This is a genomic window from Ketogulonicigenium robustum (assembly GCF_002117445.1).
Classification (GTDB): domain Bacteria; phylum Pseudomonadota; class Alphaproteobacteria; order Rhodobacterales; family Rhodobacteraceae; genus Ketogulonicigenium; species Ketogulonicigenium robustum.
The window spans coordinates 63,949-81,167 of sequence record NZ_CP019937.1; the positions used below are offsets into that span (position 1 = coordinate 63,949).

Annotated in this window: 13 protein-coding genes and 1 tRNA gene; 11 read left to right on the plus strand and 3 right to left on the minus strand. The window is 61.0% G+C overall.

The annotated features are described in order from the left end of the window. Positions 1 to 16 precede the first annotated feature (16 nt). Positions 17 to 1,447 (plus strand): NAD-dependent succinate-semialdehyde dehydrogenase, encoded by a 1,431-nt coding sequence (locus tag BVG79_RS00325; RefSeq protein ID WP_085785146.1) that lies wholly within the window; start codon positions 17 to 19, stop codon positions 1,445 to 1,447. Between the two features lie 36 nt (positions 1,448 to 1,483). Here the strand turns inward: BVG79_RS00325 and BVG79_RS00330 are convergent, their stop codons facing one another. Next, entirely contained in the window at positions 1,484 to 2,266 is a 783-nt protein-coding gene (locus tag BVG79_RS00330) for an acetoin reductase (protein WP_236951375.1), read from the minus strand. A gap of 54 nt (positions 2,267 to 2,320) precedes the next feature. After that, complete coding sequence (locus BVG79_RS00335; protein WP_085785148.1) at positions 2,321 to 3,712, minus strand: NAD-dependent succinate-semialdehyde dehydrogenase; 1,392 nt, start codon at positions 3,710 to 3,712, stop codon at positions 2,321 to 2,323. A gap of 396 nt (positions 3,713 to 4,108) precedes the next feature. Here BVG79_RS00335 and BVG79_RS00340 point away from each other — a divergent pair, with 396 nt between their 5' ends. The 6 genes from BVG79_RS00340 to BVG79_RS00365 all read left to right on the plus strand — a co-directional run bounded on the left by BVG79_RS00340 (position 4,109) and on the right by BVG79_RS00365 (position 9,738). Further along, positions 4,109 to 6,466, plus strand: a complete 2,358-nt coding sequence (locus tag BVG79_RS00340; protein WP_085785149.1) for a heavy metal translocating P-type ATPase — start codon at positions 4,109 to 4,111, stop codon at positions 6,464 to 6,466. Positions 6,467 to 6,535: 69 nt separating this feature from the next. Continuing rightward, positions 6,536 to 6,886 (plus strand): DUF1304 domain-containing protein, encoded by a 351-nt coding sequence (locus tag BVG79_RS00345; RefSeq protein ID WP_085785150.1) that lies wholly within the window; start codon positions 6,536 to 6,538, stop codon positions 6,884 to 6,886. Positions 6,887 to 6,957: 71 nt separating this feature from the next. Next, positions 6,958 to 7,686, plus strand: coding sequence for a response regulator (locus BVG79_RS00350; protein WP_085785151.1), 729 nt, complete (start codon positions 6,958 to 6,960; stop codon positions 7,684 to 7,686). Continuing rightward, positions 7,683 to 9,089 carry a sensor histidine kinase gene (locus BVG79_RS00355; protein ID WP_236951376.1) on the plus strand — a complete coding sequence of 469 codons (1,407 nt, stop codon included), beginning with the start codon at positions 7,683 to 7,685 and terminating at the stop codon, positions 9,087 to 9,089. Before BVG79_RS00350 ends, BVG79_RS00355 begins: the two co-directional genes overlap by 4 nt. A 100-nt stretch (positions 9,090 to 9,189) precedes the next feature. Continuing rightward, positions 9,190 to 9,280: transfer RNA gene (locus BVG79_RS00360), tRNA-Ser, on the plus strand. Positions 9,281 to 9,432: 152 nt separating this feature from the next. Continuing rightward, positions 9,433 to 9,738: a DUF6538 domain-containing protein gene (locus tag BVG79_RS00365; protein WP_085785152.1), complete on the plus strand. Its 306-nt coding sequence runs from the start codon at positions 9,433 to 9,435 to the stop codon at positions 9,736 to 9,738. Between the two features lie 66 nt (positions 9,739 to 9,804). On the opposite strand, the gene BVG79_RS00370 is transcribed toward BVG79_RS00365, so the two are convergent. Further along, positions 9,805 to 11,625: an ATP-dependent nuclease gene (locus BVG79_RS00370; protein ID WP_085785153.1), complete on the minus strand. Its 1,821-nt coding sequence runs from the start codon at positions 11,623 to 11,625 to the stop codon at positions 9,805 to 9,807. Between the two features lie 1,502 nt (positions 11,626 to 13,127). Between BVG79_RS00370 and BVG79_RS00375 the strand changes: the two genes are divergently transcribed. From BVG79_RS00375 to BVG79_RS00390, 4 genes are all read left to right on the plus strand, one after another. Then, positions 13,128 to 13,697 carry a hypothetical protein gene (locus tag BVG79_RS00375; RefSeq protein WP_217622879.1) on the plus strand — a complete coding sequence of 190 codons (570 nt, stop codon included), beginning with the start codon at positions 13,128 to 13,130 and terminating at the stop codon, positions 13,695 to 13,697. 64 nt (positions 13,698 to 13,761) lie between these two features. Beyond that, on the plus strand, positions 13,762 to 14,736 hold the full coding sequence (locus tag BVG79_RS00380) for a LysR family transcriptional regulator (protein ID WP_236951377.1): 975 nt from the start codon (positions 13,762 to 13,764) through the stop codon (positions 14,734 to 14,736). 116 nt (positions 14,737 to 14,852) lie between these two features. Further along, entirely contained in the window at positions 14,853 to 16,370 is a 1,518-nt protein-coding gene (locus BVG79_RS00385) for an NAD(P)-binding domain-containing protein (protein WP_085785156.1), read from the plus strand. A 29-nt stretch (positions 16,371 to 16,399) separates the two neighbouring features. Further along, positions 16,400 to 17,188 (plus strand): creatininase family protein, encoded by a 789-nt coding sequence (locus BVG79_RS00390; protein WP_085785157.1) that lies wholly within the window; start codon positions 16,400 to 16,402, stop codon positions 17,186 to 17,188. Positions 17,189 to 17,219 lie beyond the last annotated feature (31 nt).

Here is a 17,219-nt window from a genome sequence, read left to right on the forward strand (position 1 = left end):
CGAACGAGGACCCCCGATGTATCACGACACGTTATTGCTGATCGACGGCACATGGCGCGCCGCCTTGGATGGCCGCACGATTCCCGTCGTTAATCCCGCGAGCGAGGAGGTGATCGGCCACGTCGCCCATGCAGGCACCGCCGATCTGGATTTGGCGCTGGATGCCGCACAGCGTGGGTTCGACGTGTGGAAAGCCGTGTCCGCCTATGATCGGTCAAAGATCATGCGCCGCGCGGCCGATTTGCTGCGTGAACGCGCCGCCGATATTGCCGTGTTGTTGACGCTGGAACAGGGTAAACCACTGGCGCAAAGCAAGATGGAGGTGCTTGGCGCCGCCGACACCATCGATTGGTTCGCCGAGGAAGGCCGCCGCACTTATGGGCAGGTGATTCCCGCCCGCGCCCCCGGCGTGCTGCAAATCACCATCAAGGACCCGGTCGGGCCGGTCGCGGCCTTTACACCGTGGAATTTCCCCGTGAACCAAGTGGTGCGCAAGCTGTCGGCGGCGCTGTGCACTGGCTGCTCGATCATCGTCAAAGCGCCCGAGGAAACCCCCGCATCGCCCGCCGAACTGCTGCGTTGCTTTATGGATGCGGGCGTGCCGGCGGGGGTGGTGAATCTTGTCTACGGGGTGCCGTCCGAGATTTCGCAATACCTGATCCCGCATCCGGTGATCCGCAAAATCTCGTTCACCGGCTCGACCCCTGTAGGCAAGCATCTGGCGGGTCTGGCGGGTCAGCATATGAAGCGCGCCACGATGGAGCTGGGCGGCCACGCGCCGGTGATGATCTTTAACGACGCCGATATTGACGAGGCGATCGCCCTGATGACGACGCACAAGTTCCGCAATGCGGGGCAGGTTTGTGTCTCGCCCACGCGCTTTTTGGTGCAGGACGGGGTGGCGGATCGGTTCCTTGCGGGCTTTGCCGAGGCTGCGTCCAAGTTGCGCGTCGGCGACGGGATGGACGCAGACAGCGACATCGGCCCCCTTGCGAACGAGCGGCGCATTCCCGCGCTGCAGGGCATGATCGACGATGCCGTGCAGCACGGCGGGCGCATCGTCACGGGCGGCCGCCGGATCGGCAACAAAGGCTATTTCTTTGAGCCGACCATTCTGGCCGATGTGCCGACATCGGCGCAGATCATGAATGACGAACCCTTTGGCCCCGTGGCTGTCGTGAACCGTGTCGCGGGGATCGAGGATGCGCTGGCCGAAGCGAACCGCCTGCCGTTCGGCCTGGCGGCCTATGCCTTCACCAAGTCTTCGGAAACATCCGACCACCTGCGGGCGCGCGTGCGCGCAGGGATGCTGACGGTGAACCATTTGGGGCTGGCGCTGCCCGAAGTGCCCTTTGGCGGGATCGGCGATTCCGGTTACGGCACCGAGGGCGGGTCCGAGGCGGTCGATGCCTATCTGGACACCCGCTTCGTCACCCAGAAACTGTAAGGCAAAGGCGCGGCCCGATGGGGCCGCGCCACACGCTTAGCGGTAGACAATACCGCCGTCTGTCAGAATGGCCTGACCGGTGATGTAGTCTGAATCATCGCTGGCAAGGAAAGCGACAAGGGCTGCGACATCCTCGGGCGTTTGGGCACGGCCCAAGGCGATACCGTCGACGTATTTCTTATACGTCTCGCCTTTGGGGGTACCGGTGATTTCGGCAAAGCGTTCGTCGATTTCGACCCACATGCTGGTGCCGACGATGCCGGGGCAATAGGCGTTCACGGTGATCCCGGCGCTGGCATATTCTTTGGCAGCGGCTTGGGTCAGGGCGCGGACGGCGAATTTCGTGGCCGAATAGACACCCAGCATCGCAAACCCGTCATGCCCTGCGATGGACGAGGCGTTGATGATTTTGCCCTTGTGCCCCAGCGCCTTGAACTTGGCGGCTGCGGCCTGAATGCCCCACAGAACGCCATCGACGTTGATACGGAAAATGCGGTCCATATCCTCGGGGGTGACGTCGGCCAGCGGCTTGACCTGCGCGATGCCCGCGTTGTTGACGATCACGTCGAACCCGCCCAGTTCCTTCTCGGCATGATCGACGGCGGCCTTGACCTGATCTTGCTTGCTGACATCGGCCACGAAGGTGGTGGCCTTGACGCCAAAGGCCTCGACCTCTTTCTTGACGCCTTCCAACTGTTCGGCGCGCAGGTCGACCAGTGCGATGTTGGCGCCATCTTTGGCGAGGCGCAGGGCGATGCCGCGGCCAATGCCTTGGCCCGCGCCGGTGATTAAAACGACTTTACCTTTAACAGACATCATACAATCCTTGTTGGTGTGGTGGGGGCCCACGTTATGCGCAGGCCCCTGTTGGAATTAGAAATGCGCGTCGATGTCGACGACGCCAATCAGCTTGTGGTTGACGAATTCCTTCAGCCCCAGCCCGATCAGCTCGCGGCCATAGCCCGAGCGGCGGATGCCGCCGAAGGGCAGGTCGGCCTCGACCTTGGTCGGGTGGTTCACAAAGACCATGCCGGTCGAGATGCGCTTGGCCACCTCGGCGCCGTGCTTGGCATCGGCGGTAAAGACCGAGCCCCCCAACCCGAACGGCGAGTCGTTGGCGATACGGACGGCGTCATCCTCGTCCTTGGCGCGGAACAGCATCGAGACGGGGCCGAAGAATTCCCAATAGCGGGCAGGGTTGTCTTCGCCGATGTCGGTCAGAATGGTCGGCTGCACAAATGCGCCTTGGTTCGGCACGGCGGGGCCGACTTCCTCGGCCTTGGCACCGTGTTTGACGGCTTCGCGGATCTTGTCCTTCACCTCTTCGGCGGCGCCTTTGGACGACAGCGGGGCAAGGGTGGTTTCGGGGGCAAAGGGGTCGCCCGCAACAAGACCCGCGACGCCCTTGCGATAGCCCTCAAGGAATTGGTCATAGACCTCGTCCACGATGATCATACGCTTGGACGAGACGCAAACCTGACCGCCGTTCCAGTGACGCCCGAACACGGCCCAGTCGATGGTCTTTTGCATGTCGGCGTCTTTCAGAACGACGAAAGCGTCGGCGCCGCCCAGTTCCAACGTCGATTTTTTCAGCGCCTTGCCTGCTTGCGATGCGACGACCGATCCTGCGCCTTCCGACCCGGTCAGGGCAACACCGTGGACGCGGTCGTCGTTGATGATCAGTTCGATCTGGTCGCGCGTGGCATAAAGGTTCTTGAACGCGCCTGTGGGCAGGCCAGCCTCGGCCATCAGCTTTTCAAACGCAGCGGCGGCCTGCGGCACGTTCGAGGCGTGCTTCAGGATCAGCGTGTTCCCGGCCGACAGTTGGGGGGCCAAAATGCGGGCGATCTGGTAGTAGGGGAAGTTCCAAGGCTCGATCGCTAGCAGTACGCCAAGGGGTTCGTGCACCAGAATGTTGTCGCCTTCGGCTGGATCAAGCACCGGCAGCTTTTCGGGGGCTAGCAGCTTTTCCGCGTTACGGACGTAGTATTCGAAGATCTTGGCCGACAGCTCAACCTCGGCCTTGGCCTCGGCGGTCAGTTTGCCCATTTCCAGCGTCAGCAGGCGGGCGTAGGCGTCGGCATCACGGCGCAGGATATTGGCGGCGTTTTGCAAGATCTTGCCGCGTTCGGCAAAGCTGGTGTTGCGCCACGCTAGAAACGCATCATGGGCCCCGCCGATTGCGGCGCGCACTTCGTCATCGGTCGCGTCCTTGAAGGTGGCGACGGTTTCGCCGGTGTAGGGGTTGATCGTTGCGTAAGCCATGTGTCTTCTCCACTTCTGGTCCCGATGGCGCGGCACGTGCGACCGCTGCGGGGCTTGGGTTGAACAAAAAGCCCGCCCCGCTTGGTGCGGGACGGGCCGGGCATTTCATTCGCGTGGGGCACGCGCGGGTTTGGTGGCGTCTGGAATTGCTTTTGCGGGGTAGGCGCATTTCACGCCGAAACAGACGGATTTCGCCCCTCGGGCGCTGCCCGAGATATGCCGGAATTGCCAGTGACTGCCAAACATGGGGAAACCCCTTTCGCGTTGTACTTTTCATTACCTAGGCGCAAAATAGCGGTATATAAGTGCATACAGAACGGTAAGTGTCGAATTTTTTTCACGCCAGCGTGATGCCTGCCGCTCGCACCGGCAGCCCGGCACGATGAAGGTGACAAGATGGAAAACCAGCATAGCCATGGGCATAGCCACACGCATAGTGACGGCGCGCATGCGTCTGCGGGGGCCAAGACTGTAAAAGACCCTGTCTGCGGTATGGATGTGAATCCTGCGACAGCGCAGCATTTCAGCGATTACCACGGGCAACGGTATTATTTCTGTTCAAGCGGGTGCAAGGCCAAGTTCGACGCCGCACCCGATAGCTATATGAAAGGCGCGCCCGCACCTGTCGCTGCGGCCAAGGGCACGGTTTGGACCTGCCCGATGCATCCCGAAATTCGCCGCGACGCGCCCGGGGTCTGCCCCATTTGCGGCATGACGCTAGAGCCGTTGGTCGCAACGCCGGACAGCGGCCCCAGCGCCGAACTGGTAGATATGACGCGCCGGTTCTGGGTTGCGCTGGCGCTGACGATACCGGTTTTTGCGCTTGAAATGGGCAGCCATATCTTCCCCGCGCTGCACCACATGGTGCCGCCGCATGTGTCGGTCTGGGCGCAGTTGGTGTTAGCGACGCCTGTGGTGCTGTGGGCGGGGGCACCGTTCTTTCAGCGGGGCTGGGCGTCGATCCGCAACCGCAGCCTGAACATGTTTACCCTGATCGCCATGGGGACGGGCGTGGCTTGGGCCTATAGCATGATCGCCGCGCTGGCGCCGGGGCTATTCCCTGCCACGTTCCGCGCCAGCGACGGCAGCGTCGCCGTTTATTTCGAGGCCGCCGCCGTCATCACCGTGTTGGTGCTGCTGGGCCAAGTGCTGGAGCTGCGCGCGCGCGAGCAGACCTCGGGCGCGATCCGCGCGCTGCTGGACCTGTCGCCGAAGACCGCGCGGCGCATATCTGCTGGCGGGCAGGACGAGGATGTGCCGATCGAGGCGGTTGCGCTGGGCGATCTGCTGCGCATTCGCCCTGGCGAGACGGTGCCCGTCGACGGTGTGGTGACCGAAGGACGGTCGTCGTTGGACGAATCTTTGGTCACGGGCGAGGCGATGCCCGTCTCGCGTGATGTGGGCGACCCGCTGGTGGCAGGCACGGTCAACCAGACCGGCGCGCTGATCATGCGGGCCGAAAAGGTGGGGCACGATACGATGTTGGCCCGCATCGTGCAGATGGTCGCCGATGCGCAGCGCAGCCGTGCGCCCATTCAGCGCATGGCCGATCAGGTCGCAGGCTGGTTCGTGCCGGCTGTGATCGGCATTGCGGTGCTGGCGTTCGTCGTCTGGGCAGCTGTCGGGCCGGACCCGCGTTTTGCGAACGGGCTGTTGGCGGCGGTCTCGGTTTTGATCATCGCCTGTCCATGTGCGCTGGGGCTGGCGACGCCGATGTCGATTATGGTGGGTATCGGCAAAGGTGCGGGTGCGGGCGTTCTGATCAAGAATGCCGAGGCGCTGGAGCGGATGGAAAAGGTCGACACGCTGGTCGTCGACAAAACCGGAACGCTGACCGAAGGGAAGCCAGCGCTGCTGCGCATCGCCGCTAGCGGGGGCTTCGACGAAGACACGCTATTGCGGTTAGCCGCCGCTGCCGAGGCTGGGTCTGAGCACCCGCTGGCGCAGGCGATTGTGAAAGCGGCGCAAAGCCGCGGCGTGGCGATCCCCTCGGTTACGGGGTTCGACCAGCCCGTGGGCAAGGGCGTGACCGCCACGGTTGAGGGCATGCAGATCTTGCTGGGGAATGCGGGCTTTCTGGGCGAGAGCAGCGTCGATGTCGCGCCGCTGGCCGCCACGGCCGAGGATATGCGTCAGGATGGAGCCAGCGCGATTTTCATGGCGGTCGATGGCCGCTTGGCGGGCGCCTTGGCCATCGCCGACCCGATCAAGGAAACCAGCCTTGACGCGATCAGTGCGCTGCAGGCCGAAGGGGTGCATGTCGTCATGCTGACGGGCGACAATGTCACTACGGCGCAAGCTGTGGCGAAACGCCTTGCTATTGATGCGGTCGAGGCTGATGTGCTGCCTGACCAGAAAGCCGCTGTTGTGGCCAAGCTGAAAGGGCAGGGCAAAGTTGTCGCGATGGCGGGCGACGGGGTGAATGACGCGCCCGCGCTGGCCGCTGCGGATGTGGGTATCGCGATGGGCCAAGGCACGGATGTGGCCATTGAAAGCGCGGGTGTGACGCTGCTGCAGGGCGATCTGACGGGTATCGTGAATGCGCGTGTGCTGTCGCAGGCAACGATGCGGAACATTCGGCAGAACCTGATGTTCGCCTTTATCTACAACGCTGCGGGCATCCCGCTGGCGGCGGGGGTGCTTTACCCGACCTTTGGCATTTTGCTGTCGCCCGTGGTGGCGGCGCTGGCGATGGCGTTATCCTCGGTCAGTGTGATCACCAACGCGCTGCGGCTGCGGGGGTTACGGCTATAGCCCTCTTGCGTGGGTGGGGGTAGGTGCTAGGCTGCCCTGATAGTGATGGGGCGAAGAAGGTGGGTTGGAATGATCGCGGTAATTCTGACGGCGCTGGTCGCGCTGATTCATATATGGATTTTCGTCCTCGAGGTGTTCTTGTGGGACAAGCCGCAAGGTATCCGCGCCTTTGGCCTACAGCCCGACTTTGCCAAGGCCACCAAGATTTTGGCCGCAAATCAGGGGGTCTATAACGGCTTTTTGGCGGCCGGGCTGATCTGGGGGATTTGGCTGGGCCCGCAGGGCGATGCGATCAAGGTGTTCTTCCTGCTGTGTGTCGCGGTGGCGGGGGTATTTGGCGCGCTGACATCCAGCCGCAAGATCATATTCGTTCAGACGCTGCCCGCCGCGCTGGCGTTGATCGCCGTTCTGGCCAGCTAGCGCGTGGGCGGCGATGTAATATTTTGTAAGGTGCCTTTCTGCGCCCGCCTCAGCCGCGCTATAGTTTCGCCATGAACAGAAATAGCTATGACACGCCGCGCCGCATCGCGCTGGTCGAGGACGACGACGAGCTGCGCAATCTGGTTGCCAGTTTACTGGAGGAAGAGGGGTTCCTTGTGACCCCGCTGCCCGATGGCCGCGCGCTGGATGTCTATCTGCTGCGCGAGCACCCCGATGTGCTGCTACTCGATGTCATGCTACCCGGCGAGGACGGCCTGTCGATTTGCCGGCGCTTGGCGCCCGAATCCCCCTTCCGCATCATGATGCTGACGGCGCGCGGGGCCGATATAGACCGTATCGTCGGGCTGGAACTGGGCGCCGACGACTACCTGCCCAAGCCCTTCAACCCCCGCGAGCTGATCGCCCGTGTCCGCGCCCTGCTGCGCCGCGCGGTGCCGGTCGAGGGGCCGGGCGGGCGCGAGGTTGCCGATTTTCTGGACTGGCGGTTGGATTTCGCCGCGCGCAGTCTGGTGGGGCGCGATGACGGCGTTGATGCGGGGCTGTCATCGGGTGAGTTCGAGCTGCTGGTGCAGTTCGTCATCGCGCCCGGGCGCGTGCTGAGCCGTGACCACTTGCTGGATACCACGCGCGGACGCGTGAGCGGCCCGTTTGACCGCGCCATTGATGTTCAGGTGTCCAAGCTGCGGCGCAAGTTGGGCGATGACGCGGGCCAGATCATCAAGACAGTGCGCGGCGGCGGCTATGTTCTGGTCTGCCCCGTGCACAGGACAAAGGTATGAGCAAGCTGGGTCTTGGCGCCCGGCTGATGTTGGTCATCCTGTTTTCCATGCTGGTGCTGCAGATCCTCAGCGTGGTGGTCTATATATCTGACCGTGGGGTCGATGCGCTGACGCGCCGCGCCGCCATGTTCCCCGACCGGCTAGAGGCAATCGTCACCCTGATGGACCACAGCAACGCCGAGCAGCGCGGCTTGTTGGTAAGGTCGATTTCGGATGAAGGAACGACGATCAGTTGGACGGACGATATCCCCGCCTTGGGTGATGGTATCGATGCGCGCAGCGGCGAGGTGGTCGTGCCCGGGTTCGGCGCATGGCTTTCGGATTATTCTGATATGTTGGGCAGCCATCAGCTGCAAGTCGTGATCCCGCGCGAGGGGCGCCATTGGTTTTTGCCCAACCTTTCGCGCAGTATAAATACCCAGCAGGTCCGGGTTTCGGTGCGACTGGCTGACGGGACATGGGTGAATCTGTATCGCCACCCCGTACGCGGGCTGTTTTTCGCGGGCATCCCGCTGGGGGTGTTTACGGCATTGTTTCTGGCTGGCGTCGCGCTGCTCTCGATGGCGATTATCTGGCGCGAGACGAACCCCCTGCGCCGTCTTGCCGCCGCTGCCGAAGACTTCGGCCGCGATCTGGAGCCGCGCCCCTTGCCTGTGCCGCGACCGCCGGATTTGCGCGTGCTGGTTTTGGCATTCAACCGCATGCAACAGAACATCGCGCAGGCCGACCGAAGCCGCAGCGACATGATTGCGGCGCTGTCGCACGACATCCGCACGCCGCTGGCGCGTCTGACGTTACGGATTCGCAAGTTGGATAGCGATCTGCGCGCGGCGGCTGAACATGACATCGACCAGATCACCCGCGTGGCTGACGGGGCCTTCCGCTTCACTGAAACCGAAATGGCCCGGCTGGAAGAGACGATGGACCTGCGCCATTTGTTGCGCGACATCACCGCGGATTACGACCTGCCCCTGCAAGACCCGTTGCCCCAGCGGCTTGCGCTGATGCAGGGACACGTCGGCCTGCTGGATCGGGCTTTTTCCAACCTGATCGAGAACGCAGGGAAATATGCCCAGACCGTGCGCGTCAAGCTGGTTGCAGGCCCGCAGCCGCGTGATGGACGCGGTTGCAAGCATATGATTCTGTTCGACGATGACGGCCCTGGCATCCCCCCCGAGGATCGCGCCCGCCTTTTGCAGCCCTTTCAACGCGGCCAGACGGCGCGAACTGACCAGTCCGAAGGCGTGGGGCTGGGGCTTTACCTTGCGAACCGCATTATAGAACGCCATGGCGGCAGCCTCGAGCTGGAGGCGTCGCCAGCGGGCGGGCTGCGGGTGAAAGTGCTGCTGCCTGCGTTGGTCGCAGGCGCTAGCGATAAAGATAAGCCCTTAATGGGGCTGTGACGACGATTTTCATGCCCGCTGCTTGACCCTACTGCAACTGCGCCCTCGGACGCAGAATTGACCTTGTGTTTCATCGGCTTTGGCTGATAGACCCGCAGGCGGAGACGTGGCCGAGTGGTCGAAGGCACACCCCTGCTAAGGGTGCAGGCCCCTAAAGGGTCTCGAGGGTTCGAATCCCTTCGTCTCCGCCATTTTTCTTGCGATAGAGTTGCGCAAACCACTGATAATAAATGATATTTATAATATCACTTATCAGAGTGTGCAAATTTACCCTACATTTCCCCATACATTCTCCCTTACTGGGTGATTGCGCTTGCGGCTTTTCGGGCGCTAGCGTTGGGGCATGAAGAAGATTCCCTCCCCTGTCCTGCGTGGCTCCAGTTATTATCTCTATCGCCGCGTGCCGCGTCGGTATGAGTCGGTCGAGCGACGCGCGTTCATTGACCTGTCTCTGCACACGGATTCGCTCGCCTTGGCGTCGGAAAAGGCGGTGAAGGTGTGGTCTGAGCTTGTCGCCGCTTGGGAGATCAAACTCACGGGTCGCGACGGCGAGGCGCTGGCGCGGTTCGAGATGGCGCGCGAGCTCGCTGCCAATCGCGGCTTTAGCTATCCGAAAGCTGCGCTCAGGCGTGACGGGGTCAGAACGTGATACGAAGGTCGGCGATGCGGACATTCCTGCCGTTGGCTGGTCTGCGTTTAGTGTAGGTTTTTTACCTTACTCCGCAGCGGCATCCGCACCTCCTTGGAAAAGATGACCGCGAATTTTTTCGATCATAGGACGGAAGCTTTCGAGCTCCCGCTCAGCGTCTTCCTGATCCAGACGCTGAATAAACATCGACGCCCGCCGCTTACCCAGATCATTGAACTTATTACAGATTCGCGATGCGTCTGCCTCATTTAGTTCAGCAAATGGATTCGCTCCGCCGGCTGCCATCCGATTTAACAATTTAGGAGAAAGCAAGCTTGCAAGATCGTCGATAGGCTCGAGCCAGCCACTCTCGATCGCACGCTCCCACACTGCGTCGGTATAGTAAGATTCAAGATCCACCGAAAGTTTAAACCCGCGCCGAGCGAGAGGCTGAAGTCTGGGTGGAGTATCGAGCTTAAAGGATTTCAAACCACAGTGACCCAGATTCATTCTAGTAATGTCATTTCCGAGAGACACTCTCGCAGCGTTTCCGCTGGCATCATCGTCGAATACTGATGCTGATTTTACGCGATCAGCTACAGGTCGATGACGCACTGTCAACATCCAAGCGAGCGAACGACTATGCAGAGCTGAGGCTCCACCATACGCTTCTCCACCTGAACAGATGTAAACGCGATCATCTGCGATGCCGCTAAAGAGCTGCCAGGCTTTCGCAAAGACAACGCGGTCACTATCGCCTTCGACAAAAATTGTCGGGCGGCGCTGCTCTGCAATGTCTTGGACGGCTTCCAGTTGCGCACCAATCTCATCATAGCGCCTCTTGGCTTCTGCGACATACGGAGCCACTATCGGCATCAAGCCCATGCTTTCATCCACCTCGTCGGGAGCGCGGGTTGTCGTAATCGTATGGTTGCCACTTTTCGACACAAAATGGGAGGTGAGCCAGTCGACACCTTCGGGCCTGCGTTGGTCGAGACGATAGAAAATTGGAGAATGCGTAGTCAAAAAAAGTTGAAAGCGATCCGATTCTGCAATGAGTTCAAGGAACTCATCTCCCATTGCAAAAGCGGCAGACATCTCAACGTTATTCTCCGGCTCTTCAAATCCCCAGATATGTGTGTAACGGACTCCGCCTCTAGTAAGAAGGTCATCCTGCTTTTGTGCTATAAACTTCAGCATCAACGGAATATGCCGGATTTTAATTCCATCCCCACGCCGAGAGAGAGGAACTTCACCAGAACTGATCTCCAAGCTTTCGAAAATTTCGCGAAGATTTTCGGGGAGCCGCATTGTGGACTCCGCCTCGAACGCTTCTCTGAGGTTCGAGAGCAAATCCTGTAGTTGCGCGCCAAGCTGAGCTTGAAACTCCCCTGCTGAATTTTTTAATGGCCCCTCAGCGACGGAGGCGAGCACGTCATACAGCCGTCCCTGAAGATCGGCGAAAAACGCCTTATCCTTAATCGCGGGGATATGCGTAAACCTGATTCGATCTAGCAACGCCGGTATTTTGCTTCTTTGTGGAAATGGCTGCCCGTCGGAGAACGCGCGCCTCTCTAAAGCACGCACCTCACCATCCTTACGCCAGACTTTTTTCCAAACAACTTGATCGGACTGCCCTTCGCGCTTATATCCATCGGGTAGATCAAAAATAATCGAAATCTCAATCTGCGCAGCTTTCCGATTTAGCGCTGGCGCAAATTGATTGTAGTCTCGTGTAAACTCGAAATCCTCCCCTGAATTTATCTCATTATTGAAGAATAAATTTAAGGCTCGCAGAACGTTAGACTTTCCTGCATCATTTGCACCAACGAGTGTTGTAATCCAATTTCCATCAATATCGGCACTCGCAATTGACCGAAAGTTCCGTATTGAAATTCTACTGATCATCGAGTCTGATCTCTATAATTTGCGCAGGACGAAAAAATGTATAGTTTCCCAACGAGGCGGTCTCCCAGGCGTTGCCGGCCCAAATTGATTTAATAAGTGCGCTCTAGTCAAGGCCTTACGCTTGGCATAGTTGCGAAACATAAGCCATTGCGAGTTGAAGGCAGATTTGGGGGTGGAGAGATCGAGCTGGATCTCTGAGCGGACGACCGGCTGACCGTCCGCAATGGGTTCGCAATGACCAAACGGCCGTGGGAATGTTAGGCCGTTTTACAAAGTTGGCCGAACGTCCGGTTATTCATTACGCTGCGGTCTGCTGGCCGATTTTTTCCTTGGTCGCTCACCGCCCTTACCTCCGAATAATCCGCTACCTAGGTGTCCGCTCAAGGCTACCTATAACGACAGACTGTAGGTAGCTTCGCAGCTACCTTATTCTGCCCCTTGCGCCGGCGAGGCGCTCCGTCGGCCCATGCGGGCCAACTGCGCGGCGGTCTCGTGCCTCAACCCCCTTGCAATCTGTGGTCTGCTCTTTGAGCTCGGCCCTCAGATTCCAGCACATATTGAACCACAGTGCCGCCTGTTGCGGCCCTTTGTTCAATCATTTGCTGGCGAGGGGAGCACCCCTCGAACCCCTTTCGCGCGGCCTTGAGCGCCAAAACGCTCCGGCGTTGGGCGTTCAGGGCCATAGTCGCGACCAGCGGCTGCGCTGGGGCCGTGCTGCGCAGCTGCCGCACGGGCCACTGGATTGGTGCCTTGTCATGGCACCAATCCTCATAAGGCCCTTACGGCTGTCATTTCGACGATATGGGCGTCCAAATGACCTTCGCACGCCAATCGCGTGCGGCCTTTTGAGGGGCGGGGCATCGCTACCGCCCCCTCAAAAGGCTCTTTCTTTGTATATAATGATATACCCATATCATTATATACACGCTCACTTGGCTGACGGGGCGGCCCGCTCAGCAAAAGCGGCATGGAACGTGCCGCCAAGACCCTCTGTCCCGCGACGGCGGGCAGAGGGGCAAAAATAAAACAAACCTCAAAACCAATGCCAGCTTTGAAGGGATGCACACCACCTCACCCCCCCCCCCCACAACGTCTTTATATTATATATGACAGCCAAGCAGGCGAGAGCCTGCGCGGGCTGCAGCCGCCCTAAGATCGGCGCGCAGAAGCGCGGGGCGGCAAAATGAAGGCAAACCTTCTGACCTTAAATGCCAACATCTACCTTACATTTCGCACTACAATCTGGGATACACGGTGGAATTATTTTATATATTTATTAATATATTGAACGTATTATCACGGAGACATGAATCCCTTCGTCTCCGCCACTTTCCCAGCATACCCCCGAAATCACGTCTTTCATGTGCCCAGTTTTCGTTGCTCTGGTATGTGATCAGGCTAGAGTGTGCGCGAAGTACGAATATGGCGCAGGGTGTCTGGCGGTGAAATTGCATGTGTTTTTGTGCTGTATGGCTGCGCTGGCTGGCGGTGGTGTGGAGGCTGTGGCTGACGTCCTGCCCCAAGGCTGCACGCTTTCGGGTTGGATCAGCCCTGCTGTTGCCGATGGCGTTCCCGCGCGCGCTTTGCCCGACTCGGGGGCGGCCGTACTAGGCGTTTACCCTGTCAGCGATAATACCCCGCCAGCGGGCCGCGAGGATCCCCTCGTTCCGGTGATGGTCGAGGTGGGGGCAGCGCAGGACGGTTGGTTTCAAATCGTCGCGGCAAGCGATGGCGATAATGACGATGCGCGGCCGCTGCCCCCTAATACGGGGTGGGTGCCTGCGGATAGCGTCCGCTTCGCCATCCAATCGGCGCGCGGTTATGCGCAGCCCGACACCAGCAGTGCGCAGCTGGTCGATCTCGGTGACGATTGGGCGACGGATCTCGGGGCGGTCGATCAGGTTTTGTCGTGTGCGGGTGATTGGGTGCAGATCGACTATCGCCAAACGCTCAAGCGCGCTGCAAACGACGCCTTGGTGGATATCACGCCCCACACCCAGACGCGTGCATGGTTTCGTGGTGTATGCGGCAACCCCATGACGACGTGCGATATGCGTAGCGTCGACCGTTAGGCGCGCCTTGCTATTTGCCCGCCGCGTCGCTTGGATGGGGTGGGCGACAAAGGGGCGGGTGATCATGGCGAATTCCTTCGTGCACGTGCATCTGGTGGCGCTGCGCTATTTCAGCGAAACTGTGCGGTCGGGGTCGATGCGGCAGGCGGCCGAGCAGCTGTCGGTCGCGCCGTCAGCCGTAAACCGCCAGATTCTGAAGCTGGAGGAACAATTGCAGTGCCGCCTGTTCGAACGCCGCGCGGCGGGCGTGCGCCTGACGGCGGCGGGCGAAGTGCTGTATCAGTATGTGCGCCAGCTAGACCGCGATCTGGAGCGGGCCATTGCCCAAATCGACGACCTGCGCGGCTTGCGGCGCGGGCACGTGCGCTTGGGGTGCGAGGCGGGGATTGCCCGCGATTTCCTGCCCAATGTTCTGGCCGCCTTCCATCAGGCCAATCCCGCCGTGACCCACACGATCGAGGTGGGTGATGCCGAGACGATTATGACCCGTATTGCCGCTGATGAAATCGACATCGGGCTGGCCATGTCGCCCCTGCCGCGCGCCGAGGTTGCGCTGGCGGGGCGCGTCGAAGTGCCCGTCGGGCTGGTCGCGCCGCCGCAGTCGGCTCTGGCAGGGCAGGGCAAGGTTGCGCTGCACGATCTGGTAGGCGTACGTCTGATCCGCGCGGCCGATAGCTTGGGGGCGGGGACGTGGCAAAAGCAGATCGAGGCCGCCGCCCCCTCGGCCACGATTGTCGAGACGAACACCGTCGATCTTATCCCGCCGCTGGTGAAGGCTGGGTTGGGGATTGGCGTGCGCAGTCCCGTTGGCATCATGGCGGATGTGCGGCGGGGGGAATTGGCCTTTGCGGCGCTGATTGATCCGGCGGTGCGCAATCCCTCGCTGGTGCTGCAGGTGCGGGCGGGGCGTATTTTGTCGACCGCCGGTGCGCTGATGCTAGAGATGATGCGGGCGGCCTTGCCCGAGTTTAGCCGCGATATTTGGGATATGGTGGGCCTGCCCCAGCCGGAAGGGGGCGTCAGTCGCGGAGCAAGCTAGGTGGCGTTGCCAAAAACGCAACGGGGCGGCGCTGACTGAGCGCTTTTCCACGGCACACCGCTGCGCCACCATGGCTTGCCGGTAACCCGCCGGCGCTGCAGGAGCCACCCCCACTGATGTCGGTATCGCCCGCTGCGCGGCCCGCGCACCCCATATCGACCGACCCGCCCGCCCCGCTGCAGGATCACCCCGCAGCCGCCGCGCGTTTGGCGTCGCTGCGCGCGCAGATTCGGGCCGAGATGGACATGATGTCCTTTGCCACCCAGCCGTGGGTTATCGGGCAGCAATATGCGGGGCAGGATATACCCGACGTGGTCATCATCGGGGCAGGGCAGTCGGGCTTGGGCTTGGGCCATATGCTGAAGCGGCGCGGTATCACCAATGTGCTGCTGCTTGACCGCAACCCCGCAGGATACGAGGGCGTCTGGGACACTTACGCCCGCAATCACGAGATCCGCTCGCCCAAGGGGATCACTGGCCTTGAAATGGGCCTGCCGTCGCTAACGGTGCATAGCTGGTTCGTCGCCCGTTATGGGCAGCCCGCATGGGATGCGATCACCCGTGTGCCCCGTGTGCAGTGGATGGAATATCTGCGCTGGTACCGCGCGATTGCCGACCTGCAGATCCGCAATGATGTCACGGTCACCGACATCGCCTTTGACGCCGATGGTGTCAGCCTGACCACGGCGGATGGCGGGGCGATCCGCAGCCGCTATGTGGTTTTGGCCACGGGTATGGAAGGGGGCGGCGATTGGGCAGTGCCCGATTTCATCCGCGACGCCTTGCCGCCGACCGCCTATTCCCATGTGTGCCACGGGTTTGATGCCGCGGCGCTGCGCGGCAAGGATGTGGGGGTGTTGGGGGCGGGCGCATCTGCCTTTGACGCCAGCGTTGCCGCGCTGGATGCAGGGGCGCGCAGCGTGCAGACATTTATGCGCCGCCCCGACGCATCGCTGCGCGATCTGGTGCGCGCCTTTGAATACAGCGGGTTTTTGGGCCATGCTGCGCAGCTGAGCCACCAGACCAAGTGGGATCTGGGCGTGTTTTTGTCGGGCGTCTCGCAGGCCCCGGCCGAGCATCACTTCAACCGCGCGCTGGCGTTCGATAACTTCCGGTTCTGGCGCGGGGCCCCGTGGACGGCGCTGCGCTATGAGGCCGGACAGGTGGTGGTGGACACCCCCAAAGGCACGTTCCGGTTCGACCACATCATCGCTGCAACCGGCCTGACATCCGACATGACCCTGCGTCCCGAGTTGCAGCACATCGCCGCCGCCGCTTTGCGTTGGGGTGACGTTTTTCAACCGTCGGCGGGGCGCGATTCCACCCGATTGCGCCAGCCCTTGATCGATGCCGATTACCGCTTTCAGCCGCGGGCACCGGGGTCTGCGCCGGGCCTGACGCGGGTTTACACGTTCAATTCGCTGGCAATGGCGTCGATGGGCGGGCTGTCGGCGGTTTCCATCAGCAGCCACCGCTACGGCCTGCCGCGCTTGGCTGATGCGATGACCAAGGCGCTTTTTCTGGATCAGGAACACCTGCTGATCCCCATGCTGGAGCAGATCGATACCCCGTGCATGACCCTCAGCCCCTATGCGCGCGAGGTGCTGGGGTTGAATGACGCCCCCGATGTTTGAATTTGAGTGTTTGCAAAGGAGAATGCAGTATGGCCCGCAAAATTTGGTGGAATGACTTCACCGCCGCCGATTTCGACACCGTAGATCCGATGAAGACCATCGCCATTTTGCCCATCGCGGCCGTCGAGCAGCACGGCCCCCATCTGCCGGTGGGCACCGATGTCATTATCAATACCGGCCATCTAGAATTGCTGGCCAAAGTCGCGCCCGCAGATCTGGATATTCGCATCCTCCCCGTGCAGCCCGTCGGCAAATCGAACGAACATCTGTGGGCCAAGGGCACCGTCACGCATGCGGCCAAGACGCTGATCGATTCATGGGTCGAAATCGGCGAGAGCGTGGCGCGCACGGGTATTCGCAAGCTGGTGATCGTAAACTCTCACGGCGGGAACGAGGAAATCATGGGCATTGTCGCGCGCGAGTTGCGTGTAAAATGCGGACTTTTCGTTGTGAAAACAAGCTGGTCTCGGTTTGGCGCGCCTGCGGGGCTGATCTCGGCCGAGGAAGCGCGGCAGGGCATTCACGGCGGCGAGGTCGAGACCGCACTTGTGCTGCATTTCCGCCCCGAACTGGTCGATATGTCCAAAGCGGGCAACTTCACATCCGTCGCCGCGCAAGAGGAAGCCGACTACACCTACCTGCGCCCGACCGGAACCCATGCATGGGCGTGGATTTCCAGCGATGTGCACCCGTCGGGCGCCATCGGGAATGCCAGCCTCGGCACAGCAGAGAAAGGGCAGGCCATCGCCCAGAACCACGTCGATGGATTCGTCGATCTGCTGGGCGAAGTGCTGCGCCATCCCGTGATGCCGCAATAAATCGCATTTGGTGCAATTTTGGGCAAACTTT

What these genes read in the sequence shown, in the direction of transcription:
- BVG79_RS00365 (WP_085785152.1), top strand. Translation starts at nt 9,433, where the DNA reads ATGAAGAAGATTCCCTCCCCTGTCCTGCGTGGCTCCAGTTATTATCTC.
- BVG79_RS00380 (WP_236951377.1), top strand. Translation starts at nt 13,762, where the DNA reads ATGGCGAATTCCTTCGTGCACGTGCATCTGGTGGCGCTGCGCTATTTC.
- BVG79_RS00355 (WP_236951376.1), top strand. Translation starts at nt 7,683, where the DNA reads ATGAGCAAGCTGGGTCTTGGCGCCCGGCTGATGTTGGTCATCCTGTTT.
- BVG79_RS00340 (WP_085785149.1), top strand. Translation starts at nt 4,109, where the DNA reads ATGGAAAACCAGCATAGCCATGGGCATAGCCACACGCATAGTGACGGC.
- BVG79_RS00385 (WP_085785156.1), top strand. Translation starts at nt 14,853, where the DNA reads ATGTCGGTATCGCCCGCTGCGCGGCCCGCGCACCCCATATCGACCGAC.
- BVG79_RS00370 (WP_085785153.1), bottom strand. Translation starts at nt 11,625, where the DNA reads ATGATCAGTAGAATTTCAATACGGAACTTTCGGTCAATTGCGAGTGCC.
- BVG79_RS00330 (WP_236951375.1), bottom strand. Translation starts at nt 2,266, where the DNA reads ATGATGTCTGTTAAAGGTAAAGTCGTTTTAATCACCGGCGCGGGCCAA.
- BVG79_RS00335 (WP_085785148.1), bottom strand. Translation starts at nt 3,712, where the DNA reads ATGGCTTACGCAACGATCAACCCCTACACCGGCGAAACCGTCGCCACC.
- BVG79_RS00325 (WP_085785146.1), top strand. Translation starts at nt 17, where the DNA reads ATGTATCACGACACGTTATTGCTGATCGACGGCACATGGCGCGCCGCC.
- BVG79_RS00350 (WP_085785151.1), top strand. Translation starts at nt 6,958, where the DNA reads ATGAACAGAAATAGCTATGACACGCCGCGCCGCATCGCGCTGGTCGAG.
- BVG79_RS00390 (WP_085785157.1), top strand. Translation starts at nt 16,400, where the DNA reads ATGGCCCGCAAAATTTGGTGGAATGACTTCACCGCCGCCGATTTCGAC.
- BVG79_RS00345 (WP_085785150.1), top strand. Translation starts at nt 6,536, where the DNA reads ATGATCGCGGTAATTCTGACGGCGCTGGTCGCGCTGATTCATATATGG.